At 73.7% G+C, this 24,102-nt stretch carries 23 protein-coding genes; 14 read left to right on the top strand and 9 right to left on the bottom strand.

Annotation, left to right across the window (positions count from 1 at the left end; all coding sequences use genetic code 11):
• Positions 1–2: 2 nt before the first annotated feature.
• From ACZ7CF_RS07120 to ACZ7CF_RS07135, 4 genes are all read right to left on the bottom strand, one after another.
• On the bottom strand, positions 3–2,324 hold the full coding sequence (locus tag ACZ7CF_RS07120; RefSeq protein ID WP_470369107.1) for a heavy metal translocating P-type ATPase: 2,322 nt from the start codon (positions 2,322–2,324) through the stop codon (positions 3–5).
• 6 nt (positions 2,325–2,330) lie between these two features.
• Positions 2,331–4,223: a bifunctional copper resistance protein CopD/cytochrome c oxidase assembly protein gene (locus ACZ7CF_RS07125; protein WP_470369108.1), complete on the bottom strand. Its 1,893-nt coding sequence runs from the start codon at positions 4,221–4,223 to the stop codon at positions 2,331–2,333.
• 112 nt (positions 4,224–4,335) lie between these two features.
• On the bottom strand, positions 4,336–4,947 hold the full coding sequence (locus tag ACZ7CF_RS07130) for a TetR/AcrR family transcriptional regulator (protein ID WP_470369109.1): 612 nt from the start codon (positions 4,945–4,947) through the stop codon (positions 4,336–4,338).
• 212 nt (positions 4,948–5,159) lie between these two features.
• Positions 5,160–6,305 carry an amidohydrolase family protein gene (locus ACZ7CF_RS07135; RefSeq protein WP_470369110.1) on the bottom strand — a complete coding sequence of 382 codons (1,146 nt, stop codon included), beginning with the start codon at positions 6,303–6,305 and terminating at the stop codon, positions 5,160–5,162.
• A 116-nt stretch (positions 6,306–6,421) separates the two neighbouring features.
• On the opposite strand from ACZ7CF_RS07135, the gene ACZ7CF_RS07140 reads away from it, so the two are divergent.
• From ACZ7CF_RS07140 to ACZ7CF_RS07165, 6 genes are all read left to right on the top strand, one after another.
• Positions 6,422–6,607, top strand: coding sequence for a hypothetical protein (locus tag ACZ7CF_RS07140; RefSeq protein ID WP_360383906.1), 186 nt, complete (start codon positions 6,422–6,424; stop codon positions 6,605–6,607).
• Positions 6,608–6,629: 22 nt separating this feature from the next.
• Positions 6,630–8,177, top strand: coding sequence for a PucR family transcriptional regulator (locus ACZ7CF_RS07145; RefSeq protein ID WP_360383903.1), 1,548 nt, complete (start codon positions 6,630–6,632; stop codon positions 8,175–8,177).
• Positions 8,178–8,257: 80 nt separating this feature from the next.
• On the top strand, positions 8,258–9,508 hold the full coding sequence (locus ACZ7CF_RS07150) for an NAD(P)/FAD-dependent oxidoreductase (RefSeq protein ID WP_470369111.1): 1,251 nt from the start codon (positions 8,258–8,260) through the stop codon (positions 9,506–9,508).
• A gap of 7 nt (positions 9,509–9,515) precedes the next feature.
• The gene (locus ACZ7CF_RS07155) at positions 9,516–9,671 is read left to right on the top strand and encodes a hypothetical protein (RefSeq protein ID WP_360383897.1); all 156 of its coding nucleotides are present in this window, start codon (positions 9,516–9,518) and stop codon (positions 9,669–9,671) included.
• 80 nt (positions 9,672–9,751) lie between these two features.
• Complete coding sequence (locus ACZ7CF_RS07160) at positions 9,752–10,219, top strand: GreA/GreB family elongation factor (RefSeq protein ID WP_360383894.1); 468 nt, start codon at positions 9,752–9,754, stop codon at positions 10,217–10,219.
• Positions 10,209–10,463: a DUF3040 domain-containing protein gene (locus tag ACZ7CF_RS07165; protein ID WP_458432442.1), complete on the top strand. Its 255-nt coding sequence runs from the start codon at positions 10,209–10,211 to the stop codon at positions 10,461–10,463. The genes ACZ7CF_RS07160 and ACZ7CF_RS07165 overlap by 11 nt, the downstream gene beginning before the upstream one ends.
• 108 nt (positions 10,464–10,571) lie before the next feature.
• Here ACZ7CF_RS07165 and ACZ7CF_RS07170 read toward each other — a convergent pair whose 3' ends face one another.
• Both ACZ7CF_RS07170 and ACZ7CF_RS07175 read right to left on the bottom strand, forming a co-directional pair.
• Positions 10,572–12,581 (bottom strand): ATP-dependent Clp protease ATP-binding subunit, encoded by a 2,010-nt coding sequence (locus tag ACZ7CF_RS07170; RefSeq protein WP_470369112.1) that lies wholly within the window; start codon positions 12,579–12,581, stop codon positions 10,572–10,574.
• Between the two features lie 195 nt (positions 12,582–12,776).
• Positions 12,777–13,175: an ATP-binding protein gene (locus ACZ7CF_RS07175; protein ID WP_470369113.1), complete on the bottom strand. Its 399-nt coding sequence runs from the start codon at positions 13,173–13,175 to the stop codon at positions 12,777–12,779.
• Positions 13,176–13,307: 132 nt separating this feature from the next.
• Between ACZ7CF_RS07175 and ACZ7CF_RS07180 the strand changes: the two genes are divergently transcribed.
• Complete coding sequence (locus tag ACZ7CF_RS07180) at positions 13,308–13,886, top strand: biliverdin-producing heme oxygenase (protein ID WP_470369114.1); 579 nt, start codon at positions 13,308–13,310, stop codon at positions 13,884–13,886.
• Positions 13,883–14,446 carry a DUF4082 domain-containing protein gene (locus ACZ7CF_RS07185; protein WP_470369115.1) on the top strand — a complete coding sequence of 188 codons (564 nt, stop codon included), beginning with the start codon at positions 13,883–13,885 and terminating at the stop codon, positions 14,444–14,446. Before ACZ7CF_RS07180 ends, ACZ7CF_RS07185 begins: the two co-directional genes overlap by 4 nt.
• 46 nt (positions 14,447–14,492) lie before the next feature.
• On the opposite strand, the gene ACZ7CF_RS07190 is transcribed toward ACZ7CF_RS07185, so the two are convergent.
• Complete coding sequence (locus tag ACZ7CF_RS07190) at positions 14,493–14,891, bottom strand: MerR family transcriptional regulator (protein ID WP_360383876.1); 399 nt, start codon at positions 14,889–14,891, stop codon at positions 14,493–14,495.
• Positions 14,892–15,028: 137 nt separating this feature from the next.
• Here ACZ7CF_RS07190 and ACZ7CF_RS07195 point away from each other — a divergent pair, with 137 nt between their 5' ends.
• Genes ACZ7CF_RS07195 through ACZ7CF_RS07205 form a run of 3 tightly spaced genes read left to right on the top strand, consistent with a single transcriptional unit; the run spans position 15,029 to position 18,465 of the window.
• Positions 15,029–16,333, top strand: a complete 1,305-nt coding sequence (locus ACZ7CF_RS07195; RefSeq protein ID WP_470369116.1) for a hemolysin family protein — start codon at positions 15,029–15,031, stop codon at positions 16,331–16,333.
• A complete protein-coding gene (locus tag ACZ7CF_RS07200; RefSeq protein ID WP_470369117.1) occupies positions 16,330–17,385 on the top strand; it encodes a hemolysin family protein in 1,056 nt (351 codons plus the stop codon). The genes ACZ7CF_RS07195 and ACZ7CF_RS07200 overlap by 4 nt, the downstream gene beginning before the upstream one ends.
• Before the next feature lie 33 nt (positions 17,386–17,418).
• Positions 17,419–18,465 carry a sporulation protein gene (locus ACZ7CF_RS07205; protein ID WP_360383868.1) on the top strand — a complete coding sequence of 349 codons (1,047 nt, stop codon included), beginning with the start codon at positions 17,419–17,421 and terminating at the stop codon, positions 18,463–18,465.
• A 57-nt stretch (positions 18,466–18,522) separates the two neighbouring features.
• Here ACZ7CF_RS07205 and ACZ7CF_RS07210 read toward each other — a convergent pair whose 3' ends face one another.
• Positions 18,523–19,308, bottom strand: coding sequence for an ion transporter (locus ACZ7CF_RS07210; RefSeq protein ID WP_470369118.1), 786 nt, complete (start codon positions 19,306–19,308; stop codon positions 18,523–18,525).
• 70 nt (positions 19,309–19,378) lie between these two features.
• On the bottom strand, positions 19,379–20,092 hold the full coding sequence (locus ACZ7CF_RS07215) for a TetR/AcrR family transcriptional regulator (RefSeq protein ID WP_470369119.1): 714 nt from the start codon (positions 20,090–20,092) through the stop codon (positions 19,379–19,381).
• An 83-nt stretch (positions 20,093–20,175) separates the two neighbouring features.
• Here ACZ7CF_RS07215 and ACZ7CF_RS07220 point away from each other — a divergent pair, with 83 nt between their 5' ends.
• The 3 genes from ACZ7CF_RS07220 (at position 20,176) to ACZ7CF_RS07230 (ending at position 24,020) form a co-directional block, all read left to right on the top strand.
• Entirely contained in the window at positions 20,176–21,036 is an 861-nt protein-coding gene (locus ACZ7CF_RS07220; protein WP_470369120.1) for an NmrA family NAD(P)-binding protein, read from the top strand.
• Positions 21,037–21,053: 17 nt separating this feature from the next.
• Positions 21,054–21,860, top strand: a complete 807-nt coding sequence (locus ACZ7CF_RS07225) for an endonuclease/exonuclease/phosphatase family protein (RefSeq protein WP_470369121.1) — start codon at positions 21,054–21,056, stop codon at positions 21,858–21,860.
• 117 nt (positions 21,861–21,977) lie between these two features.
• Positions 21,978–24,020 carry a serine/threonine-protein kinase gene (locus ACZ7CF_RS07230; protein ID WP_470369122.1) on the top strand — a complete coding sequence of 681 codons (2,043 nt, stop codon included), beginning with the start codon at positions 21,978–21,980 and terminating at the stop codon, positions 24,018–24,020.
• Positions 24,021–24,102 lie beyond the last annotated feature (82 nt).

Below are 24,102 nucleotides of genomic sequence, written 5' to 3' on the forward strand. Positions count from 1 at the left end.
TCCTAGGAGTCGGCCGCGAGGTCGGTCCGGTTCCCGAGCGCGTTGCGCAACCTCAGGCTGTTCGCGACCACCAGCACCGACGACAACGACATGGCCGCGCCCGCGATGAGCGGGTTGAGCAACCCGAAGGCAGCGAGGGGGAGCGCGGCGGCGTTGTAGCCGAACGCCCAGACGAGGTTGCCCCGGATGGTGGCGAGCGTCCGCCCGGCGAGCACGACCGTGTCCGCGACGGCGCCGAGGTCGTCGCGCACGAGCACCACGTCGGCGGCCTGCGCGGCGATGTCACTGCCGTGCGCGACCGCCATGCCCAGGTCGGCGGCGGCAAGTGCGGGCCCGTCGTTGACGCCGTCACCGACCATCGCGACCCGGTGGCCCTGCGCGCGCAACCGTTCCACGACGGCGACCTTGTCCGCGGGCCGCACGTTCGCGACCACCTCGCCGACCCCGACCTCCGCGGCGACGGCCCTGGCCGCGGCGTCGTGGTCGCCGGTCAGCAGCACGGTGCGCAGGCCGAGCGAGTGCAGGCGGGCGACCGCACCTCTGGCAGACGGCCGGACGGTGTCGCGCAGGGCGATCCCGCCCACCACCACACCGCCGCGCGCGACCAGCACCCCGGTCGCCGCGCCGAGACCCGCGAGCCACTCGGCCGCCGCCGGCGGGACGGGGAGACGCAGCCGTGCCATGAGCTCCGCGGAACCGACGACCACGGCGACGCCCTCGACCTCGCCCCGTGCGCCCGCACCGACCAGGGCCTCGAACGCGGTCACCGCGGGTGCGTCCGAGCAGGCGGCGGCGATGGCCACGCCGATGGGGTGCTCGGAGGCGGCTTCCACGGCGGCTGCGGCGCGGAGCACGTGGTCGGCGGTGGTGGGCGGGTGTTGGGAGGCGGCTTCCACAGCCGCAGCCCGGAGCACGTGGTCGGTGAGGGTGGGCGGGTCGTCGTGTACGGCTTCCGGCCCCGGCACGCGTTCGTCCCCGAGCGCCCACGTCTCCACGACCTCCATGCGGCCGGTCGTCACGGTCCCGGTCTTGTCCAGCACGACCGTGTCCACACCGCGGGTCGCCTCCAGCGCCTCCGGCCCCTTCACCAGGACGCCGAGCTGTGCCGCCCTCGCCACGCCGACCATCAGCGCGGTCGGCGTGGCGAGGCCGAGCGCGCAGGGACAGGCGATGATCAGCACCGCGACCGCAGCGGTGAACGCCTCGCGCGGGGAGTGGGCGGTGAGCAGCCAGCCGGCCAGCGTCAGCGCGGAGAGCACCAGCACGACGGGCACGAACACCGCGCACACCCGGTCGACCAGGCGTTGCACGGCGGCCTTGCGCTCGGCCGCCCGTTCGGCCAGCGCCCGCATCTGTGCGAGCTGGGTGTGGGCGCCGACCGCCGTCGCCCGCACGACCAGCCGCCCGGCGCTGTTGACCGTGCCGCCGACGACCGGTGCGTCCGGACCCACCTCCACCGGGACGGGCTCGCCGGTCATGGTCGCCGTGTCGACCGCGGAGAACCCCTCGGTCACGACGCCGTCCGCGGGCAGTGCCTCGCCCGGTCGCACCACCACCAGGTCGCCGACCAGCACCTGCGCCGCGGGGACCGTGGTCTCGACGCCGTCGCGCAGCACCCTGGCGTCCTTGGCCGCGATGCCCGCGAGCGCTGTCAGCAGGCCCACCGCGGAGCGCCGCGACCGCAGCTCGAAGTAGCGGCCGGCGAGCAGGAACGTCGTGACACCGGCGGCCACGTCGAGGTAGACGGCGTCCGCGCCCTCCGCCGTCACGCCGAAGCCGAGCCAGTGGCCCGGCCCGGACGGCCCGGCCGCGAGCGACCACACCGCCCACCCGAACGAGGCCAGCACGCCCAGCGACACCAGGGTGTCCATGCTCGACGCGCCGTGCCGCAGGTTGCGCAGCGCCGCGCGGTGGAACGGCCAGGCCGAGTATGCGACCACCGGCAGCGCGAGCAGCACGCACACCGCCTCCCAGCCGGGGAAGCGCAGCGCGGGCACCAGCGCGAGGCTGATCGACAGGTTGCCCAGCGGGATGGCGAGCACCGCCGCGACCACCAGCCGGTGCCGCAGCCCGGTGACGACGTCGTCACCCCGTTCCTGCCCGGCCACGGCCGCGTCGTACCCGGCGGCGCGCACGACCTGCACGGCGTCGTCGGTGCGCATCCCCTGCGGCAGCTGGACGATCGCGCGTTCGGTGGCGTAGTTGACGGTGGCGCGCACGCCGTCGACCCGGTTCAGCTTGCGTTCGATCCGGGTGGCGCAGGCGGCGCAGGTCATCCCGGACACCGACAGTTCGACGGCGTTGTCCGCGGTGGTGGTGGTCATGGCGGGTCAGTTCTTCCTTCCGGACAGTTCCGCGAGCATCGCGTTGTAGGCGGCCAAGCGGTCGTCGTGCCCGGTGTCGGTGGCGCGGTCGAACCGCACCGCCTCCCGCCGGTCCGCCACCGCCCACTGCCGCAGCAGTGCGAGCACGACGACGAGCATCGGCACCTCCCCGGTGGCCCACGCGATGCCGCCGCCGAGGCGCTGGTCGGTGAGCAGGTCGGGCAGCCACGTCAGGCCGAGGGTGCGGTAGAAGTGCTCGGCGATCACGGTCTGGTGGTTCATCAGGACCACGCCGAAGAACGCGTGGAACGGCATCACCGAGAACAGCAGCCCGAGCCGGGCCAGGTGCGGCAACGCCCGCGGCGCGCGGTCGACGCCGATGACGAGCCAGAAGAACACGCAGCCGGTGACCAGGAAGTGCAGGTTCATCAGCTGGTGCGCCCAGTGGAAGCGCATCGCGGCACCGAACAGGTCCGAGAAGTACAGGACGTAGAACGACCCGACGAACGCCGTCGCGGCCACCGCGGGGTGCGCGACCAGCCGGGTGGCCCGGCAGTGCAGCAGCGCCGTCACCCACTGCCGCGGCCCGGCCGGCAGTACCCGCAGCGCGAGCGTCACCGGTCCGCCCAGCACGAGCAGCACCGGTGCCAGCATGTTCAGCGACATGTGCGCGACCATGTGGGTGCTGAACATCCCCGCCGCGTACCGGCCGACCCCGGACGACGTCACGACCAGCACCACCGCGCACCCCAGCAGCCACGCGACCGTCCGCCCGGCGGGCCAGGTGTCACCTCGGCGCCGCAGCTTCCGCACCGCTACCGCGTACCCCGCAGCCAGCCCCAGCGCGCCCAGGCCGAACACCAGGTCGAGGCGCCAGCCCAGCACCAGTTCCGCGAGGCTCGGCGGGTCGGGCAGCTCGTAGCCGAGCACGGTCTCCTGCGGCGACGGCCGGTCGGCGAACCACGCGGGCGGCACGAGGTGGGTGAGACCGGTCGAGGCGCCGAGCACGAGTCCCAGCACCACCAGCTCGGTGCCGAGCGGCCGCTGCGGGCCCCAGCGCGCACGCAGCAGCGGCACGGCCACACAAAGGGAAAGCTTGAGCAGCAACAGGACCGCGTACCCGGTGTGGAGCCCGGACGGTCCGATGAGGACCGCCGCGGTCACCGCGCCGCTGAGGACGAGCACGACCACGCAGCCCGTCGTGAGCCGGTGGTAGCGCCGGACGACGACATCGGTCGCAGCGGTGCCCGGCCTGCGCAGGTACGCCCGCAGCGCGACGAGCGAACCGACCCACACGGCGGCGGCCGGGATGTGCCACACCACCGCGTTGGTGGCGACGTCGTGCCACGCACCGTTGGCGACGTGCCCGGCGACGACCGGCGCGAGCACCCCGGCCAGGGCGGGACCGAGCCACAGCACCGAGGTCGTCCACGTCAGCGTCGCCCGCGCACCGGCCGCGACGACCACGGCGGCGACCGCCGAGACGATCCACGCCTTGGGTTCCTCGGTGGCGGCCACGAGCCCGCCGAGGTGCTCCAGCGCGACCGCGACGGACTGCCCGGACGCGTCGGCGGCGGACAGGACGACGGCAGCTGCGGCCGCACCGGCCCACACGGCCGCAGCCGTTGCGGCGGTGCGCACGGCGGCGAAGGCGTGCGGTGTCAGCTGGGCGCGCTTCGGCGGTGCGGGCACGACGAACGCCCCGAAGACGAGCGCTCCCACCGTGATCGTGGCAGCGGCGTTCGCCGCGGTGCGCACGAGGCCGAACGCCAGCGCCGTGGCCCTGCCGGGATCGCTGTCGCCCAAGGCGGCGTGCACGTCACCCGCCCAGAGCACGACGACCGCGACGCACACCACCGAGCCGACCGACGCGACCGCGACGGCCCTGTCCACCCTCATGCCCAGGCGGTCGGACGAACCCCTCGTCGAGTTCCCGGCCGCGGTGGATCAGGGGCGCCGGTGTGACGCAGCCGACTGCGCACAGTGGACGGAGCCGGCGGGTCCCCGTCGATCAGTCCCCGGTGCGGGTCACCGCGGCGAGCACGATCTCCTGCGCCGCCCGCACCGTGGCCGCGAACGCGTCCGGGTCCCTGGTGATCCGGTCGATGCCCGCGCGCATCGCCCCCGACAGCAGCTCGACGGTGAGCCGCACGTCCTCGACCGGCCGGAACTCACCGGCGGCCACGCCAGCCTCGACGATGTTCACCACCTCGGCCACGAGCACGGAGAACGGGTTCTCCGGTCCGTCCGGCAGCTCCGCCACCAGCGGGCTGGAGTTCGGCAGGAACATCAGCCGCAGCGCGTGCTGCGTGGACGCGGCCAGGATCGTCTCGACGACCTCCCGCAGCCGGTCGGCTGCCGGGTCGGACGACCGCGCGGCGATCTCGGCGACCTGCCCGGCGAGCGGCAGGCTCGCCCGGTGCGCGAGGGCCAGCACCAGCGCCCTCTTGTCGCGGGCGTAGTTGTAGAGGGTGTTGCGCGCGAGTCCCGCCCTGGCCGCGATGTGACCCATGTTGATCGAGTCGTAGTCGCGTTCGAGCAGCAGCTGCCGCACCGCCTCGGCGAGGTCGGCCCACACCATCTCGTGGTGCTCTTCGATGGTGGCGGCGCGAATCCGCGGCATCAGGTGCTTCTCCCGGGTCGGTCGGGTCATCCCGCGGCGGGGACGAGCTCCGGTGCGTTCTCCTGGTGGGTCGCGGTCAGCTTGACACGGCTCCGCCGTCCGCCGCCGGGCGCGTGGACCGCCGAGGTGCCGCCATCGAACTCGGCGACGTGTCCGCAGCACCTCGACGTACTGGCCCATCAGTTCGATGGGCTCGGGTGCGGTGGCTCGGGTCAGCCGAGCCTGCGTGTGCGCACGGCAGCCACGGCGCGGGCGACCCGCGCGTCGAACGCGGCCAGCTCCTCGGCCTCGGTGGCATCCGGGACGAACGGGCGCCGCTCGCACTGCACGCCCGCGCGCCAGACCCGTTCGACCGCGCGGACCGCGGTGATGTCGGCCAGCGGGTCGCCGGACACGAGCACCAGGTCCGCGCGCAGGCCCGGTGCGATCCGGCCGCGGTCGCCGAGCCCGAACACCCGTGCCGGCTCGGCCGTGGCGGCGGCCAGCGCCTCCGCCGGGCTAAGACCGCACCCGACCAGGAGTTCCAGCTCGCGGTGCAGCGCCTGCCCGAACGCGGTGCCGGGGTTCGGCGCGTCGGTCCCCGCCAGCAGGGGGATGCCCGCCTCGGCGAGCCGCCGCACGGTGGCCGCTGCCCGGTTCGCGGAGCGCAGGGCGTTCTCCGCGGTGACGAGGGTGGGGCCGACGGAGATTCCGGCCAGGGCCATGCGGTCGACGAGGGTGTCGTCCAGGTCGTCGGTGGGCACGTGCGCCACGACGTCGGCCCCGGCGGACACGAGCTGGTCGAGCCCGGCCGCCGAGCTCACGTGCCCGACGACCACCAGGCCGCGGGCGTGCGCGGCGGTGACCAGGGCGGCGATCGTGGCGGAGTCCAGCGCCGGCCAGAGGCCACCGACCCCGGAGATGACCTTCAGGTGGTCCACGCCCTCCGCGACCCGGTCCGCGACGAACCGCTCGGCCTCACCGGGAGCGCTCACCGCCGGGATCGGCGCGTACAGCGGCGACGGGTGCCCGCCGGGTGCGGTGGCCCCGATGCCGGAGGACCGCACGTCGGCCACGTCCGTGCGGGTGGCGGCCTGCTGCCTGGCCGCGGCCACGACGTCGGGCTTGCTGAACATGTCGAGCACGGTCGTGACGCCGTGGTTCAGCGACTGCGCGAGGGCGCCGGGGACGAGGTGCACGTGCGAGTCGATCAGGCCGGGCAGCACGGTCCCGCCCCGCGCGTCGACCACCTCGTCGCCGTCCTGCGCGGCCGAGTCCACCGCGCAGCCGGTGACCAGGCCCTCCGCGAACCGGACGGAGGTCCAGTCCCGCACCGCCCTGCCGTCGAACACCCGCGCGTTCACGATCGTCGTCGCCACACCGTCCACTCCACCCGTTCCGGCGGGCGCGATCAACGACCGACGCGGTCGTGTCCCACCCACCCGTCCGTCCACTGTGGAGCGCCGGCGACCGCCCGGCCGGTAGGCTGCCGGGCATGAGCAGAAAAGTGGTGGTCGGGGTCGGCGTCGTGCTGCTCGTGCTCGGCGGCGTCTGGACCGCGCAGGGCCTCGGCCACCTCAAGGGCAGCTTCATGACCGGGCAGCAGCTCTGGACGACGATCGGCCTGCTGTGCGCCGCCGCCGGCGTGCTGCTGCTCGTGCCCTGGCCGAAGCGGCGGTGACGCCGGGACGGGGAGCACGGCCGTGGTGAGACTGGACCGGCTGGTCAACGTGCTGGGCGGGTACGGGGTGCGGCTGTGCTGCTGCCCGGTGCCGCGGTCGGCGGAGCTGCGCGGCGTGGTGCTGCGCGACGCCGCGGACGAGCGCGCCGAGGTGGGTGACGTGTACCTCGCCGTCGGCGCGGGCTCGGTCGCGGAAGCGGTGCGCGCGGCGGTGGCGGCGCGGGCCGTCGTCGTGCTGCTGCGGGGCGGCGAGGAACTGCTCGCGGACGTCGTCGCGGTGGGGGAGGCCGAGGGCGTCGCGGTGATGCTGGCGGACCCGGCGCTGTCGTGGAGCCAGCTCGCGGGCGTCGTCTACGGGCTGGTGCTCGAAGGCAGGGAGACCGAGTCCGGACGTGGTCCCACCGACCTGTTCGCCCTGGCCGACAGCCTCGCCGCGGCCACCGGCGGTGCGGTGACCATCGAGGACCAGCTCTCGCGCGTGCTGGCCTACTCGGGACCGCAGCAGGAGGTCGACGCCGCCCGGCTGGAGACGATCATGGGCCGGCAGGTGCCGGCGTGGGTGCGGGAGCTGTTCGAGGCGGCGGGTGTGCGGGCGCACCTGCAGGCGTCCGACGAGCCGTTGTTCGTGGCCGGGGCACCCGGACGCGGGCTGACCGGCCGGATGGTGGCCGCGGTCAGGGTGGGCCGGGAGCTGCTGGGCGCGGTCTGGGTGGCCTGCCCGGCGCCGCTGCGGGGGCCGCAGCGCACGGCGCTGACCGACGGCGCCCGGATCGTGGCGCTGCACCTGCTGCGGCTGCGGGCCAGCGCCGACCTGGAGCGCCAGGTGGAGTCGGAGTGGGTCATCCGGCTGCTGGAGGGCACGGCGGACGCGGCGACGGTGATCAGCCAGCTCGGCCTGCCGCCGGGACCGGCCAGGGTGGTCGCGGTCCGCGCCCACGTCGGCGCCGAGCGGCACGCGGCCGTGCTGCTCGCGTTCGAGCAGGCGACCACCGGCTTCGGCTGGTCGCGACCGGGGCGCAGCGCGGTGACCGGCAACAGCATCTACACGGTCCTGCCGGGCGAGCGGGTGGCGGCGGCACGGGACTGGCTGGCGGCGCTGCGGTCGGCGCTGCCCGACAACGTCACCCTGGCGGCGGGCATCAGCGCGGTCGCCGGCCCCGCCGACCTGCCCGCTGCCCGGCAGGAGGCGGACGAGTGCCTTGCCCTGCACGAGATGCGCACCGGCGACACGCCCGCCCCCGCCTACGACGAGTCGTGGGACGAGATCCTGCTGCACCGGCTGCGCGCCGCGGCCCGCGTCGGCCGGGCGTCCGCGCGCGGACCGGTGGCCGACCTGCGCAGGCACGACGCCGAGCACGGCACCGAGTACGTCGCGACGCTGCGCGCGTGGCTGGAGGCGCAGGGAGACCTGGCCGCGGCTGGTGACCGGCTCGGCGTGCACGGCAACACCGTCCGCAACCGGCTGCGCAAGATGAGCGAGGTGACGGCCCTTGGCCTGGACGACCCGGCCAAGCGGGTCGCCATGCTCATCGACCTCGCCGCCACGGTGTCGGAAACCTACAACCGCTGAGCCGCGGTTGTAGGAATCGGACAACCGGATCGGCCTGTCCTCACTCCATCCTGGGGTCAAGCGATGACAGGAGGCCCGGGATGGACGGCGTCGAGCGCCTTGACGGCGGTCCGCGCTCAGCGGTGGTGGTCGGTGCGGGGGTCGTGGGGTTGTCCACGGCGTGGTTCCTGCAGGAACGCGGGGTCGAGGTCACGGTCGTCGACCGGACCGGTGTCGCCGCCGGCGCCTCGTGGGGCAACGCGGGGTGGATCGCGCCGGGCCTGGCGATCCCGCTGAACGAACCGGCGGTGCTGCGCTACGGGCTGCGGTCCCTGCTCAACCCGGCCGCGCCGCTGCACATCCCGCTCACCGCCGACCCCAGGCTGTGGTCGTTCCTCACGCGGTTCGCCGCCCACTGCCGCTGGTCGTCGTGGACGCGCGTGGCGAAGGCGAACCTGCCGCTCAACGAGGAGAGCATCGAGGCCTACGACGTGCTCACCGCCAACGGCGTCGCGGTGCCGACCGTCGACGCGCCGTTCACCGCGGCCTTCACCTCGGCCCGGCAGGCGCAGGGTCTGGTGCGCGAGCTGGAACGGCTCGCCGCGGCAGGACAACCGGTCGCCCACTCCGTTCTGTCCACATCGGACCTGAGGGAACAGCTCCCGCAGGCCTCGGCCGCCCTCACGGCCGGGGTGCGCATCGACGGGCAGCGGTTCGTCGACCCCGGCGCGTTCGTGCGGGCGCTGGGTCGCGCCGTGGTCGCCCGCGGCGCCACGATCCGGTCCGGCGAGGTGACCGGCGTCCGCCCCGGTGTCTCCGTGCAGACGAGCGACGGCACCGCGATCTCCGCCGACGCCGTGGTACTGGCCACCGGCGCGTGGCTGCCCGCCCTCGCGGCACGGGCCGGTGTCCGCACGCAGGTCCGCGCCGGCCGCGGCTACTCGTTCACCGTCCCCGTGAGCGAACCCGTCCGCGGCCCGATCTACTTGCCGGAGGTGCGCGTGGCCTGCACCCCGTACCGGGACGGCCTGCGGGTCGCGGGCACCATGGAGTTCCGCGACCCGGACGCACCGCTGGACAAGGCGCGGGTGGACGCGATCATCGCCTCCACCCGGCCGCTGCTCGACGGCGTGCGGTGGGAGGACCGCACCGACGTGTGGGTCGGCCCCCGCCCGGTCACCCCGGACGGCCGCGCGGTGATCGGAGCGACCCGCGTCCCCGGCGTGTACGTCGCCGGCGGCCACGGCATGTGGGGCCTGGCGCAGGGACCGGTCACCGGCCGCCTGCTGGCCGAGCAGATCACCACCGGCAAGCAACCCGCCGCGCTGCGCGAGTTCGACCCGCTCCGGTGACCGCCGCATGCACCCCGCCGAACCGCCGCTGACCGACGGCGAACGAGCCGAGCTCGCCTGGCTGCGCAAGGAGAACGACTTCCTCCGCGTGCAGCGCGACATCCTCCTGCGCGTCGCCTCCGACTACGCGCACGACTTCGAGGCCCTGCGCCGCGACCACTGACCACCCTCCTGTCCGTGCGGGTCGTGGGCTGACGAACCCGGCCCACACGGACACCCCCTACTCCTCGCCCTGGAGCAACGATGACGACTCCCCGCGTGTGGCTGACGCCGCAGGCGCACCACCGGCTCCGCAACGAGCTCACGACCCTGCTCGCCCCACCGCGCGCGCAGTCCGACGACGAGACCAGCCCCGTGCCGCAACAGCAGCGGACCGCGCGCATCCGCCAGATCACCGACCTGCTCACCAACGCGATCGTCGGCGAGGACCCGCCCGACGACGGCATCGCGGAACCCGGCATGGTCCTCACCGTCCGGTTCGACGACACCGGCGAGACCGAGACGTTCCTGCTCGGTGCCCGCGGCGCGGAGCACGGCGCGGTCGAGGTCTACTCACCGGACTCACCGCTCGGGGCGGCGGTGAACGGGGCCCGGCAGGGGGAGCGGCGCACGTACCGGACGCCCAGCGGAGCCGCGGTGCCGGTGACCCTGCTCAGCGCCGTGCCGTACGGCCAGGCGCACGGCGAGCAGGAGGTGCGCAGTGCTCGATGACCGGGAACGCGCGGCGCTGAGCGAGATCGAGCGCACCCTCGGCGAGCAGGACCCGGAGCTCGCGGCGAAGCTGGAGGGCGCCACCCGGCCCGCGGCGGACCGCCACCAGGCCCTCGTCATCGCCGTCGTCCTGCTGGGCGGTGCGGCGCTGGTGCTCGGGCACCCGATGGGCATCCTCGTGTTCGCCCTCCTCGCCGGGTGGGCCTGGGCCCGCTCGCAGTACCGGCGCAAGCCCGGGGCGTGACCCCGGGGGAGCGCCACGCGTTCGGGCCAGGGGACGGCGGAGCGTGGAGGCGGCGGTCGGGGAGGCGTTGCCGATCGCGGCGCGCGACTGCCCGACCCGGTCACCCGGTCATCCCGGCCGGTCGGTGACGGTCAGCTCCAGCCCGCCCTCCCCGGCCGTCACCACGACGTGCTGCCCCTCCCGCAGCTCCCCGGCCAGCAACGCCCGCGACAACCGCCGGTCCAGCTCACGCCCGATGGTCCGCCGCAACGGCCGCGCGCCGTACTCGGGCACGTACCCGCGGGCCGCGAGCCACTCCACGGCCTGCTCGTCGACCTCCAGCGTGATGTCCTTCTCCCGCAACCGGTCGCGGGTGCGGTCGAGCAGCAGCGCGGTGATCTGCCGCAGCTGATCGGCGTCGAGGCCGCGGAACAGGATGATCTCGTCGAGGCGGTTGAGGAACTCCGGGCGGAAGTACCGGCGGACGGTGCCCAGCAGCGGGCCGCGCAGGTCCTCGACCGGCACGCCCGAGGTGGCCGCGGCGAGCAGCTGGTCGGCGCCGATGTTGCTGGTCATGATGATGACGGTGTTGGCGAAGTTCGCGGTGCGACCCTGGCCGTCGGTCAGCCGGCCCGCGTCGAGCACCTGGAGCAGGGTGTTGAAGACGTCGCCGTGGGCCTTCTCGATCTCGTCGAGCAGCAGCACCGAGTACGGCACTCGGCGGACTGCGCCGGTGAGCTGGCCCGCGTCCTCATAGCCGACGTAGCCGGGGGGTGCGCCGATCAGGCGGGTCACGGTGTGCTGCTGGGCGAACTCGCTCATGTCGAAGCGGATCAGCCGGTCCTGCGAGCCGAACAGGGCCTCCGCCAGCGCACGGGCGACCTCGGTCTTGCCCACGCCGGTCGGGCCGAGGAACAGGAACGAGCCGATGGGGCGGTTCGGGTGCTTGAGGCCCGCACGGCCCTGGCGCACGGCGTCGGCCACCGCCTCCACGGCCTCCTCCTGTCCGATGATCCGGCGGTGCAGGTGGTCCTCCAGGTGCAGCAGGCGGTGGCGTTCGGCCTCGGTGAGCTGGGCGACCGGGATGCCGGTGCTGCGGGACACAACCTCGGCGACGTCGTTCGCGCCCACCTCCGGGGCGTCGGCCAGTGCGGCGCGGGCGGCCTCCAGGTCGGCGACGGCTCGGTCGAGCTCGTCGTCGATCGCCAGCGCCTCCTCCGGTGGCGCGGTGGCGCGGTCCCGCTTCAGGCGCCGCACGCGGTGTTCGAGCTGCGCCGGGTCGGCGGGCAGCGGGGACTTCTCGCGCAGCCGCAGCCGTGCGCCCGCGCGGTCCACCAGGTCGACGGCCTTGTCCGGCAGGAACCGGTCGGTGACGTAGCGGGCCGACAGCTCCACCGCGGCCACGACCGCCTCGTCGGTGATCCGCACGCCGTGGTGCAGCTCGTAGCGCGGGCGCAGGCCGCGCAGGATGGCGATCGACTCCTCGACCGACGGTTCGGGCACGAGGATCGGCTGGAACCGGCGTTCCAGCGCCGCGTCCTTCGCGATGTACCGGCGGTAGTCCTCGGCCGTGGTGGCGCCGACGACCTGCAGCCGCCCGCTGGTCAGCACCGGTTTCAGCATGGTCGCGGCGTCCATCGGCGCGCCCTCGGCACTGCCGGCGCCGACCACGGTGTGCAGCTCGTCGACGAACAGCACCACCATCCGGTTCGTCGCGGCCACCTCCTCGACGACGCCCTGCAGCCGTTCCTCGAACTCGCCGCGGTACTTCGCCCCGGCGACCATGCCCGCGAGGTCGAGCGAGATCAGCCGCCTGCCCTGCAGCGTGGCCGGCACGTCGCCGCTCGCGATCAGCGCCGCGATGCCCTCGACGACCGCCGTCTTGCCCACGCCCGGATCGCCGATGAGGACGGGGTTGTTCTTGGTGCGCCGCGACAGCACCTCGAGGACCTCCTCGATCACGTCCTCGCGGCCGACCACGGGGTCGAGCAGGCCGTCGCGGGCCGCCGCGGTGAGGTCGCGGCCGAAGTGGTCGGTGCGCCTGGTCGCCGACGGCGGCTGCCCCAGCCCGCCGAACAGCTTGCCCACCAGGTCTTCCAGCGAGTTGGACCCGAACCCGAACAGCCAGTCGTCACCCACTGCTCGCCACCTCCACCCGGTCGAGGGACCTGCACCCGCACATCGTCCCCCTTCTGGAGGGTGGACGTGACGGTCGTTCCGCCACCTGGCGCAGCGCCCGGCCGCAGCTCGCACCCCGGGGACCCGTGCTGAAGTTCCTGCCCGACGGCCACCCCGTCGTCGACCGGCTGCGCGACGTCGCCGCGCGTTCCCCCGTCAGTCGAGGGTGAACTCCGCCCACACGACCTTGCCGCGGCCGGTGGGCTGCTGCCCCCAGTCCGTCGCGAGCGCGTCGACCAGCGTCAGCCCGCGGCCACCCGTCGTGGTGCCCTCACGCGGCCGGGCCGGTGCCGGCTCGCCGTCCTCGACCTCGAACCGCAGCGAACCGGGTCGCAGCAGCAGGGCCAGCGTGCGCGGGGCCGCGCCGTGCCGCAGCGCGTTGGAGACCAGCTCGTCGGCGGCGAGCACCACGTCCTCCGCCTGGTCCGCGGTCAGCCCGGTGAGCTGCTCGCGCACCCAGTCCCTGGCGCGGCGCAGCTCGCTGACGTCGTCCTCGATCGCGAGGGTCCGCCGCGTGCCGGATCTGTCCGGCAGCACGTCTTCCGTCGTGGACACGTCGCCTCCAGTTCGTGGTCGGTGCGCAGAGCTGCCATCCGGACGTTCGTCGTGGGTTCGGACGCGGTTCGGGTCTTTTGTGGTTCCGTTCCGCCGAGGAGGCCGCCGCACCCCCGAGAATAGGGTGCGCGGGTGGACTTGCTCGCACGATTGCGCACAGAAACCCGCGGTGCGCACCATGCGCTGGAGGACGACCTGGGGTTGTCGGGCCGGCTCACCTCACCGGAGCGCTACGAGGAGGTGCTCGCGGTGTTCCTCGGTTTCCACGAACCGCTGGAGGAGGCGCTGGCCGCCGCCGTCACGGCACAGCGGCTGCCGTGGTCGGTCCTGCCGGGCGCCGGCCTGCTCGCCGCGGACCTGCGCGACTCCGGCTGGAGCCCGGCGCGCATCGCGTCGCTGCCGCGGTCGGCCGCGCTGGACGTCGAGTCGCTGCCCGCGCTGGTCGGCTCGCTCTACGTCGTCGAGGGCGCCCGGCTCGGCGGGCAGCTGATCACCCGCTGGGTCGCCGGCGCACTCGGCCCGGTGCCGGTGTCGTTCTTCGCGGGTGACGGGGACGCGCGCCGCCGGCTGCGGCGGTTCGGTGAGCTGGCCGGGCAGGTCCTGCCGCCGCAGGACGTCCCGGCCGCCTGCGCGGCGGCGAACCGGCACTTCGAGCTGTTCCGCGAGTGGGTGGTCGCGTCCGACCACCGTGCTGCGCCGTCCGCGCGGTGACCGCTGCTCTGCTCGCCGCAGCCGGTAGCGGACCCCTGACGCCGACACTGCCGCAGTCCCACCTCTGCACACCCACGGACAACGGCCACGACGGGCACCGGTCCGACACGCTGCGGGACTTCCAGGTCCCGGTGGACGGCGGCCAGACCTGGCGCGACGGGTACCGCACCGCCACCGTGCCGCTGGGCGGCGAGACCGGTGTCGAACAGGCGTTCCACACGATCGTCAGCCATGTCGTCACGTCGTGGAACCACGACAAGGCCAGCCGCGTGCGGTTGTGGCGCGGTGACGGCACGCTGCTCGCCGACCAGGCCGTCCCCGGCGCGTACGCCGACGCGTTCGCCACGCCGGTGCCGGTGGTGCCGGGGGTGGAGTACGTCGCCTCGCTCACCTCGCGCCACGGCCTGTACCGCGCGAGCACCGAGACGTTCCCGGCAACGGTCGTGCGCGCGCCGTTCGTGCTGCCCGCGCACGCCGGCGTGTACAGCTACGACGACGGGTTCCCGACCGAGACGTGGCGCGACAGCCACTACTGGGTCGCTCCGGAGCTCCAGGCCTGACCGCCCTGACACGGGACGGCACCGCCGTCCCGTGTCAGGGAACCGCTCACGGCAGTGGCAGGTCCGGCGGCAGCTGCAACGCGATCGTGATCAGGTTGTGCACCCGCGTCGCGATCACCGCGAGCAGGCCCTGCATCTCCGGCGACGCGCTGTCCGCGGCCTCCTGCAGCACCCGCAGGTCGGTGTCGATGCGGTCGAGCAGCAGCGTGACGTCGCCGGTCCGCGCCTGCAGCGCCGTGCCGATCTCCTCCAGGGGCAGGCCGTGCACCTCCAGGCGCTGCACCAGGTGGATGCGGTCGACGTCGGCGGGGGAGTACAGCCGGTAGTTGCCCGCGGTGCGCTGAGCTGGGCTGATGAGACCCAGGGTCGTGTAGTAGTCGACGGTGCGGATGCTCACGCCGGCGCGGGCGGCCAGCTCTCCGATCTTCAACAGGGCCTCGGACACGCACACCTCCTCGTCCCCACAACCGTACAGTGTCACGTGCTACTGTGAAGCATGCCTTCCGAAGCCGATGTAGACGGCTGCAGTACTGCGCCGGGGCGAGCCCGGCGAACCTCTCCCTTCCGTGTCGCGGGTGCGACATGTTGATCTTCTCCGGCCTGCTGGTGATCGTGGCGCTGACCGCCGCCACCGGCTACTTCGTCGCCCAGGAGTTCGCCTACATGGCGGTCGACCGGGGCCGGTTGCAGCAGATGGCCGAGGCGGGCGACAAGGCCGCCGAGCGCGCCTACCGGGTGACCCAGAAGCTGTCGTTCATGTTGTCGGGCGCGCAGTTCGGCATCACGGTGACGGCGCTGCTCGTCGGGTACGTGGCCGAGCCGCTGCTCGGCACGGGTCTGGCGACCGTGCTGGGACTGCCCGAGTCCGTGGGCGTGCCGCTGGCCATGGCCGTGGCGCTGATCTTCGCCACCGCCGTGCAGATGGTGCTCGGCGAGCTGCTGCCGAAGAACCTCGCGATCGCCAAGCCGGAGGCGCTGGCGACGTGGCTGGCCTCGTCCACGCTGGTGTACCTCAAGATCGCCGGTCCGGTGATCCGGTTGTTCGACGCGACGGCGAACAAGCTGCTGCGCTCCCTCGGCATCGAGCCGGTGGAGGAGCTGCCGCAGGGCGCCACGCCCGAGGACCTCAAGCAGATCGTCGGGGACGCGCAGGAGCAGGGCCACCTCGAACCGGAGCTGGCCCGGCTGCTCGACCGCGGTCTCGACTTCCGCGAGCTGGTGGCCGAGCAGGCCATGACGCCGCGCGTGAACGTCCACTCGGTGCGGGCCGACGAGCCCGCCGCCCGCGTGGTCGAGCTGCTCGCCACGGGGCACTCGCGGTTCCCGGTGACCGGCACCGACCTGGACGACCTGCGCGGTGTCGTGGGCCTGGCCGAGGTGCTGACCCTCGCGCCGGAGCAGCGGCCGCACACGCCGATCGGTGACATCGCGTCGCCGGCGCTCGTGGTGCCCACGACGCTGCCGCTGCCCGCGGTCCTGGAACGGCTGCGCACCGAGCGCCGCCAGCTCGCCTGCGTGGTCGATGAGTTCGGCGGGTTCGCCGGCGTCGTCTCGCTGGAGGACCTGGCGGAGGAGCTCGTCGGTGAGATCCACGACGAGGACGACATCGTCGAGGACGCGATCGAACCCCTCGGCGACCGCCGCTGGCAGGTGCCCGGCCGCATGCGGCTGGACGAGGTGGAGGACGCCACCGACGTGCCGCTGCCCGCGCACGACTCCTACGACACGGTGTCGGGCCTGGTGCTGCACCAGCTCGGCCGCACGGCGGAGGCCGGTGACGAGATCGAGCTCGGCGAGGTGACCCTGCTGGTCGCCGCGGTGGCCCGCAACGTGCCGGACACCGTGGTGCTCACGGCGCGCACCGCACAGCGGGAGGAGGCTCGATGAGCACGACCTGGTCCCTGCTCGTGTCGCTGGTGCTGCTGGCGGCCAACGCGTTCTTCGTCGCCGCCGAGTTCGCGCTCATCGCAGCGAAGCGGCACCGGCTGGAGCAGGAGGCGGAGGCCTCCCGCGCCGCACGTGCCGCCGTGGCCGGTGTCCGCGAGCTGTCGCTCATGCTCGCCGGCGCGCAGCTCGGCATCACGCTGTGCACGCTCGGCCTGGGTGCGCTGGCCAAGCCCGCGGTGACGGACCTGCTCGACCCGCTGCTGCAGCTGACCGGGATGCCCGACGCCGTGGCGTACGGCATCGCGTTCACGATCAGCCTCGTGCTGGTGGTGTTCCTGCACATGGTCGTCGGCGAGATGGCGCCCAAGTCGTGGGCCATCGCCCACCCGGAGCGGTCGGCGCTGCTGCTGGCCGTGCCGTTCCGCGCGTTCGCCCACTCGGTCCGCTGGGTCCTGAGTGGACTGAACGGCACGACGAACGCCCTGCTGCGCCTGCTGAAGGTGGAACCGCAGGACGAGCTCGCCCAGGCACACCGCCCGGACGACCTGCGGCTGCTGGTGCGCCAGTCCGCCGAGCACGGACTCATCCCGGAGAACCAGCAGCGGCTGCTCACCCGGATGCTGCAGGTGCAGAAGACGACGCTGCGCGAGGTGATGGTGCTGATCGCGGACGTCTCGACGGTGACCGAGCTGACGTCGGCGCGCGACGTCGAGCGCGCCAGCCTCCGCTGTGGACGGTCGCGCTTCCCGGTGAGGGACGAGCGCGGCGCCTACGTGGGCCTGGTGCACATCCGCGAGGCCATGAGGGCGACCGCCGGTGGGGCCGATCCCACCGCGCGGGAGCTGATGGGCCCTGTGCTGACGTTGGCGCAGGGGATGCCGGTGGCGGCCGCGGTGACGGCGATGCGCGCCGACCGCGCCCAGCTCGCGCTGGTGGCCGGCGCCGACGAGGCCGTGGTCGGCATCGCCGCACTGGAAGACCTGCTCGAAGAACTGATCGGCGAGTTCGACGACGAGACCGACGCACCGCGCGCAGCGGTGCGTTCGAACTGATCCTCACCTAGTCCCCGCAGGAGGAGACTGTCCATGTTCAAGCGGATGCTGAGCGCCTTCGGTGTCGGTGGCCCGTCCGTCGACACAGTGCTCGACTCGCCGTACGCCACACCCGGCCAGGTGGTCACGGGCCAGGTGCGCATCCAGGGTGGCAGCGCGGACGCCGAGATCGGCCAGGTCGTGCTGTCGCTGGTCACGCGCGTCGAGGTCGAGCACGGTGACCACGAGTACGCCGGTGTGTCCGAGTTCTTCCGGCTGGTGGTGCAGCAGGGTGTGCGCGTGCCCGCCGGTCAGCCGGTCTCGATCCCGTTCCAGCTGCCGCTGCCGTGGGAGACGCCGATCACCGCGGTCGGCGGTCAGCCGCTGCCGCGCATGACCGTCGGTGTGCGCACCGAGCTGGTGATCGCGGGCGCGCCGGACAAGGGCGACCTCGATCCGGTCCACGTGGGCCCGCTGCCGTCGCAGGACGCGGTGCTGAACGCCTTCGGGCAGCTGGGTTTCTCGTTCCGCAGCGCGGACGTCGAGGCCGGCCGCATCCACGGCGTGCACCAGGAGCTCGGGTTCTACCAGGAGATCGAGTTCTTCCCGCCGGCCCAGTTCGCGGGCCGCATCCAGGAGGTCGAGCTGACCTTCGTCGCCTCCCCGCACGAGCTGTACGTCGTGCTGGAGGCCGACAAGCGCGGCGGCATGTTCTCCTCCGGCGGTGACGCGTTCGGCCACTTCCGGATGTCGCACCAGGAGGCGCAGGTCGCCGACTGGGCGTCGGCGATCAACGGGTGGCTGTCGCAGATCTCCGACCGCGGCCACGGCGGCATGCCGTTCGGCGGCAACCCGGCGTTCGGCGGTCAGCCGGGTTATGGCGGTCAGCCGGGGTACGGCCAGCCGCACCCCGGCCAGTACGGCTACGACCAGCACGGGCACCACGGCCACCACGGCCAGCACGGTCACCGCAGCGGGCCGGGCATGGGCGGCATGATCGCCGCCGGTGCGGCCGGTGTGGTCGGCGGCATGGTGCTGGGCGAGGTCGTCGAGGAGGTCTTCGAGGACGACGGCGGAGACTTCGCGTTCGGCGAGGAGTGACCTGATCGAACGACACGGCGGGCGGCCCTCCAGGGGGTCGCCCGCCGTTCGTCCGCCTCAGCCCGGCACGCAGTCGCGCATCGCCGCCAGCTCGGCCCGCAGCGACCGCACCTCGTCGAGGATCTGCAGCGTCGCGGCCATCTCCTCGCGGTCGTGCTCCTCGGTCATCTGCGTCTGCATGGCGCTGACCGCCACGGCGATGAACAGGTTGAGCACGGTGAACGTCGTGACCACCAGGTAGCCGACGAAGAAGACCCACGCGAACGGCTTCTCCGCCATGACGGTGCGCGCGACCTCCGACCACGCCTCCCCGGTCATCACCTGGAACAGCGTGAACAGCGAGTCCCCGAGGTCACCGAAGTACTCCGGCGCCACCGCGCTGAACAGCTTCGTGGCGATCACCGCGGACACGTAGAGCACCAGCGCCAGCAACGCGGTGATCGACGCCATCCCCGGCAACGCCGTGAGCAGCGCGGACACCACCCGCCGCATGCTCGGCACCACCGACACCAGCCGCAGCACGCGCAACACCCGCAGCGCCCGCAGCACCGAGAACGTGCCGGTGGCCGGCAGCAGCGTGATGCCCACGACCACCGTGTCGAACCAGTTCCACGGGTCGCGGAAGAACTCCCCGCCGTACGCGGCGAACCGCAGGGAGAGCTCGACCACGAACACCGCCAGCGCCAGCCGGTCGATCGCGTGCAGCACGGTGCCGTGGTCGGCCAGGAGCTGGGGCGAGGTCTCCAGACCGAGCGTGACCGCGTTGATCAGGATGACGGCGGTGATCACTCTGGTGAACCACGGCGCGTCGACCAGGACGCGCAAACGGGCACGGGCGGTCAACGGAGGGCTCCTGGTGCGAGAGGTCGACTGGTGATGATCAACCTATCGAGTGGCCGGAGCCTGTTGTGGATCAGCGTCTCCGTTGGTCCTGCAGCGCGGTCGTGGTGCGGGACAACCACTCGGTGAGCAACGTGCGCTCCCCGTCGCTGAGCGACGGCAGCTCCGGCAGCGCCGCCTCGAACGCCAGCACGAGCGCCAGCGGATCGGCCGCGGGCGGCGCCGGTGCCGTGGTGAGGACCTGCCTGAGCACCGCCTCCAGCAGCACGTCGGCGAGCTGAGGATCGCGCTGGTCCTCCGGCTTGCCCAGCAGCGCGAGCACGGCCCCGCTGCCCGCGGCGTGGACGAGGTCCACCGCGCGTGCGACGGACACGTTCAGCAGTCCCGCCGCCGCCAGTCGCGTGATCCGGGACCGCAGCACCTCGGTGCCGCCGGTGGCGGCGGGGGAGTGCCGGCGGCCGGGGCCGGTCAGCAGCAGGAACACGTCGGGGTGGGCGAGGCTGAACGCGAGGTGGGTGCGCCAGGCGGCGCGCAGGTCGTCGACCGGGTCGCCGTCCTCCGCCGCGGCGCTGGCGGACTTCTCGGTGACGTGGTCGGCCATCAGCTGTTCCGCGACCGCCTCCAGCAGGCCGTCCTTGTCGCCGAACAGCCGGAAGATCGTCGGTGCCGGGACGTCTGCCTCCTGGGCGACGGCGCGGGTCGTCACGGCCTTGGCGCCGCCGGTGTGCAGCAGGTGGGCGGCCGCGGTGACGATCTTCACGCGAGCGTCGGCGCCGGTCTCCGTCATGGATCAACGATATCAGCATCGAGCTATCGCCGATCCGAATCAGTGATAGCGTGATTGTGAATCACTGGTTCAGGGAGGCTTTCATGATCATCGTCACCGGGGCGACCGGACGGCTCGGCCGCCAGGTCGTCGAGGAGCTGCTGGAGCGCGTTCCCGCCGGGACCGTCGGCGTGAGCGTGCGCGACCCCGGGAAGGCGGCGGACCTCGCCGCGCGGGGCGTGCGGGTTCGCGCGGGCGACTTCACCGAGCCCGCGACGCTGGACCGCGCGTTCGAGGGTGCGGACCAGGTGCTGCTCGTCTCGGCCGCGATCCGCGGGCCCCAGGCGGCTCAGGCGAGCCGTGCGGCGGTCGACGCGGCCGTGCGCGCGGGAGCGTCTCGGGTGCTCTACACGAGTCACCAGGCGGCCTCGCCGGACTCGTTGTTCGACCCGGGACGGCAGCACGCGGCGGTCGAGGAACACCTGGCGCAGCAGGACGTCCCGCACACGGCGCTGCGGCACGGCTTCTACGTCAGCACGCTGGAGCACTACGTACCCGATGCGCTGCGGACCGGTGAGCTCCGCCTGCCCGCGGACGGGCCGTTCTCGTGGACGGCGCACGCCGACCTCGCCGAGGCGGACGCCGCCGCGGTGACGAAGCCCGGGCTGTTCGACGGCGCGAGCCCGCCGCTCACCGCGCCCGGCCTGCTCGACTTCGCCGACGTGGCAAGGGTTCTGAGCGAGGTCACCGGGCGGACCATCAGGCGGGTCGTCGTCGACGACGAGGAGTGGAAGGCAACTGTGATCGGCCACGGCACGCCGGAAGGGCTGGCAGAGTTCACCCTCGGCATGTTCCGCGCGGCGCGGGCCGGCCAGTTCGCGGTCACCGACCCGGCGCTTGAAGAGCTGCTGGGGCGTCCGGCGACCGCGGCGCGCACGGTGGTCGAGGAGATCGCGCGCCGCTGACGACCGGAGGGGAACCGATGGGGGCGAGGGTTTCGGCCGTGCTGGCGGCGCTCGTGGTGGTGCTGGCGACGGCGGTGCCGGCGGCGGCCGCGGAACGGTTCTGGGCGTTGCAGCTCAACCTGTGCAACAGCGGGGTGGCCGGCTGCTACGCGCAGGGCCGCGCGGTCCCCGAGGCCGCCGACCTCATCCGGCGGGTGCGGCCGAACCTGGTGACGCTCAACGAGATCTGCGCCGGCGACCTCCCGGGCCACCTCGTGGCGGCGATGACGCAGGCGTGGCCGGGCGACGTCGTCTACCAGGTGTTCGCCCCGGCGCTGCGGCGGGACACCGGCACGCCGGTGAAGTGCACCAACGGCCAGGACTACGGCAACGCGGTGCTCGGCCGGGTCGCGGCAGCCGGTCATCAGGGCGTGCGGACGTACACGGGCCGGTACGCGAGCCAGGACGGCGGCAACGAGCAGCGGACCTACGCCTGCGCCTACGCCGTCGGCAACCACCTCGCGTGCACGACCCACCTGTCGGCGAGCAGTGAACCGGTCGCGCTCGCGCACTGCCGGGCGCTGCTGTTCGACGTGGTCCCGGCCATCCGGTCGGCGGAGGGGCTGAGTGGCCGGACGGTCGTCGGCGGCGACTCCAACCTCGAGCACGACCCGTCCGACCCGGAGAACGCGCAGAACTGCGTTCCGCCCGGCCACGTCCGCAAGGGCGACGGCGACGTGCAGCACGTGGTGTTCTCCGGCGACCACGCGTTCGTCAGCACCGCCAGGTACGGCCTGAGCCACACCGACCACGACGGGTTCCTGGTGCGCCTGACGACACCGTGATCACCCGATCGGCGTCCAGGCCCGCCGGGCGCCGATTAGGCTGCTGCGGTCGGCGGAACCCGCAGCGGTCTGCGCGCGTCGACTCGGACGGACAAGGCGCTCGGGAACACGGGGACGATGACGGAAGAGACGTTCGGGCCGTACCGCATCGAGCAGCTGCTCGGTCGCGGCGGAATGGGCGAGGTGCACCGGGCCTACGACACGGCGCACGACCGGTTCGTCGCGCTCAAGCGCCTGTCGCCCGGCTACCACGACGACCAGGAGTTCCGCGCCCGCTTCCGCCGCGAGGCGCAGATCGTGGCCCGGCTGCGCGAGCCGCACGTCATCCCCATCCACGCCTACGGCGAGATCGACGACCGCCTCTACCTCGACATGCGCCTGGTCGAGGGCGCCGACCTGTCCGACGTCATCGACCAGGGCACCCTCGAACCGGCCCGCGCCGTCCGCATCGTCGAACAGGTCGCGAGCGCCCTCGACGCCGCCCACGCCGACGGCCTCGTGCACCGCGACGTGAAGCCGTCGAACGTCCTCGTGACCTCCGGCGACTTCGTCTACCTGGTGGACTTCGGCATCGCCCGCAGCGCCTCCCCGTCCGTGACGGGCCTGACCGCCTCCGGTTCGGTGGTCGGCACCCTCGACTACATGGCCCCGGAACGCTTCGAGAGCGGCCCGGTCGACGGCCGTGCCGACGTGTACGCCCTGGCCTGCGTCCTGTTCGCGTGCCTGTCCGGCCGCCGCCCGTTCACCGCGGACGGCACCGCCGCCCAGATCTGGGCGCACATGAAGGAGGCCCCGCCCAAGGCCTCGCCGCTGAACCCGGCCGTGCCGCCTGCGCTGGACGAGGTCATCGCGAAGGGCATGGCGAAGGACCCCGCCGAGCGGTACGCGACGGCAGGGGAGCTGGCGCAGGCGGCGGCGCGGGCGTTGACGGCTCCGAGGATCGGGGTGCCGGGCGGTCACGGAACGCCCGCGGGCGGGTTCGCCGCAGCTCCCGGGCATGGCACGCCGCCTGGTGGGTTGCCCGCCTCGGTCCCAGGTGCGCCCGCCGGTCACGGCACGCCGCCTGGTGGGCTACCCGTTCCGGCTCCAAGCGCGCCCGCCGGGCATGGCACGCCGCCTGGTGGGCTGCCCGCTCCGGCCCCAAGCGCGCCCGTCGGCCACGGCACGCCGCCGGGTGGGTTGCCCGCTCCGGCCCAGGGCACGCCGCCCAGGCCCGCTGGCCACGGCGGTGCGGCCGGCCGCGGCGCAATGTCCGGCGGCCCGGCACCGGCTCACCCCACGCCGCCCGGCGCCCTCGTCGCGCACCCGACCCCACCGGCCGGGCAGCCCGCGCCCATGACCCCACCGGCCGGCCAGGCCACTCCCGGCCTCCCCGCCGCCCACTGGGCCCAACACCCCGGCCAGTCCCAGTTCCCCCGCGCGACCACCCCCGCCGCTCCGCCGTTCCCCTCCACCGGCCCCCAGCCGTTCACCGGCCAGCCGCCCCGCCGCACCTCACCGGCCAAACGGGCTGCGCTCGTCGGCGGCACGCTCGCGGTCGTGGTGGGCATCGTCGCGACGGCGCTGATCATCGCCAACGGGGACCGCACCCTCGGGTCCGGCTCGTCCAGCACCACCCCGACCAGCACCACGACGAGCACGACCACCTCGGCCACGCCGACGACCACCACCACGACCCGTACGCCGCAGGACGACGCCCTGCTGGCCGCGCTGCCCACCGTGTACCGCACGGCGAACTCGTGCGTGCGCAAGGAGCCGGACAGCGGTGCGGTCGCCGCGGTCCGGTGCACCACCGCGAACGCCGCCTACGACGGGCGGCTGGCGCAGCCGGACGAGGCGGAGTTCCGGCTGTTCGCCGATCAGGCCGCGCAGAACGCGTTCTTCATCGGGCTGGTGAACGCGCGGGGCATCCCGCGCATGGACGACCGCGGCGGGTGCCGGCCCAAGTCCGACCCGATCCACTACGCGCTCTACTACCGCTCCACCTCGGGACCGCTGCCCGGTGAGTTCACGACGTGCTTCCTCGCCGAGGGCAAGGCCGAGGTCTGGTGGGTCGACTCGCGCACGCTCACGATCGGCGTGCTGCGCAGGCCGGGCGACATCGACACCCTCGACAAGCTCGACCTGTGGTGGAACACCCAGATCCTGTCCAAGTTCTGAGCAGTTTGCCGGCTGTCGTGCCTTCGACGCCCCAAGTCCCCGCCCCCGGCTCTGCCAGGGCAGCAAGGAGGGGGAGAGGCGG

Source organism: Lentzea sp. NPDC036955, from assembly GCF_055608005.1.

What these genes read in the sequence shown, in the direction of transcription:
- ACZ7CF_RS07120 (WP_470369107.1), bottom strand. Translation starts at nt 2,324, where the DNA reads ATGACCACCACCACCGCGGACAACGCCGTCGAACTGTCGGTGTCCGGG.
- ACZ7CF_RS07125 (WP_470369108.1), bottom strand. Translation starts at nt 4,223, where the DNA reads ATGAGGGTGGACAGGGCCGTCGCGGTCGCGTCGGTCGGCTCGGTGGTG.
- ACZ7CF_RS07130 (WP_470369109.1), bottom strand. Translation starts at nt 4,947, where the DNA reads ATGCCGCGGATTCGCGCCGCCACCATCGAAGAGCACCACGAGATGGTG.
- ACZ7CF_RS07140 (WP_360383906.1), top strand. Translation starts at nt 6,422, where the DNA reads ATGAGCAGAAAAGTGGTGGTCGGGGTCGGCGTCGTGCTGCTCGTGCTC.
- ACZ7CF_RS07150 (WP_470369111.1), top strand. Translation starts at nt 8,258, where the DNA reads ATGGACGGCGTCGAGCGCCTTGACGGCGGTCCGCGCTCAGCGGTGGTG.
- ACZ7CF_RS07155 (WP_360383897.1), top strand. Translation starts at nt 9,516, where the DNA reads ATGCACCCCGCCGAACCGCCGCTGACCGACGGCGAACGAGCCGAGCTC.
- ACZ7CF_RS07160 (WP_360383894.1), top strand. Translation starts at nt 9,752, where the DNA reads ATGACGACTCCCCGCGTGTGGCTGACGCCGCAGGCGCACCACCGGCTC.
- ACZ7CF_RS07195 (WP_470369116.1), top strand. Translation starts at nt 15,029, where the DNA reads ATGTTGATCTTCTCCGGCCTGCTGGTGATCGTGGCGCTGACCGCCGCC.
- ACZ7CF_RS07200 (WP_470369117.1), top strand. Translation starts at nt 16,330, where the DNA reads ATGAGCACGACCTGGTCCCTGCTCGTGTCGCTGGTGCTGCTGGCGGCC.
- ACZ7CF_RS07205 (WP_360383868.1), top strand. Translation starts at nt 17,419, where the DNA reads ATGTTCAAGCGGATGCTGAGCGCCTTCGGTGTCGGTGGCCCGTCCGTC.
- ACZ7CF_RS07215 (WP_470369119.1), bottom strand. Translation starts at nt 20,092, where the DNA reads ATGACGGAGACCGGCGCCGACGCTCGCGTGAAGATCGTCACCGCGGCC.
- ACZ7CF_RS07220 (WP_470369120.1), top strand. Translation starts at nt 20,176, where the DNA reads ATGATCATCGTCACCGGGGCGACCGGACGGCTCGGCCGCCAGGTCGTC.
- ACZ7CF_RS07225 (WP_470369121.1), top strand. Translation starts at nt 21,054, where the DNA reads ATGGGGGCGAGGGTTTCGGCCGTGCTGGCGGCGCTCGTGGTGGTGCTG.
- ACZ7CF_RS07230 (WP_470369122.1), top strand. Translation starts at nt 21,978, where the DNA reads ATGACGGAAGAGACGTTCGGGCCGTACCGCATCGAGCAGCTGCTCGGT.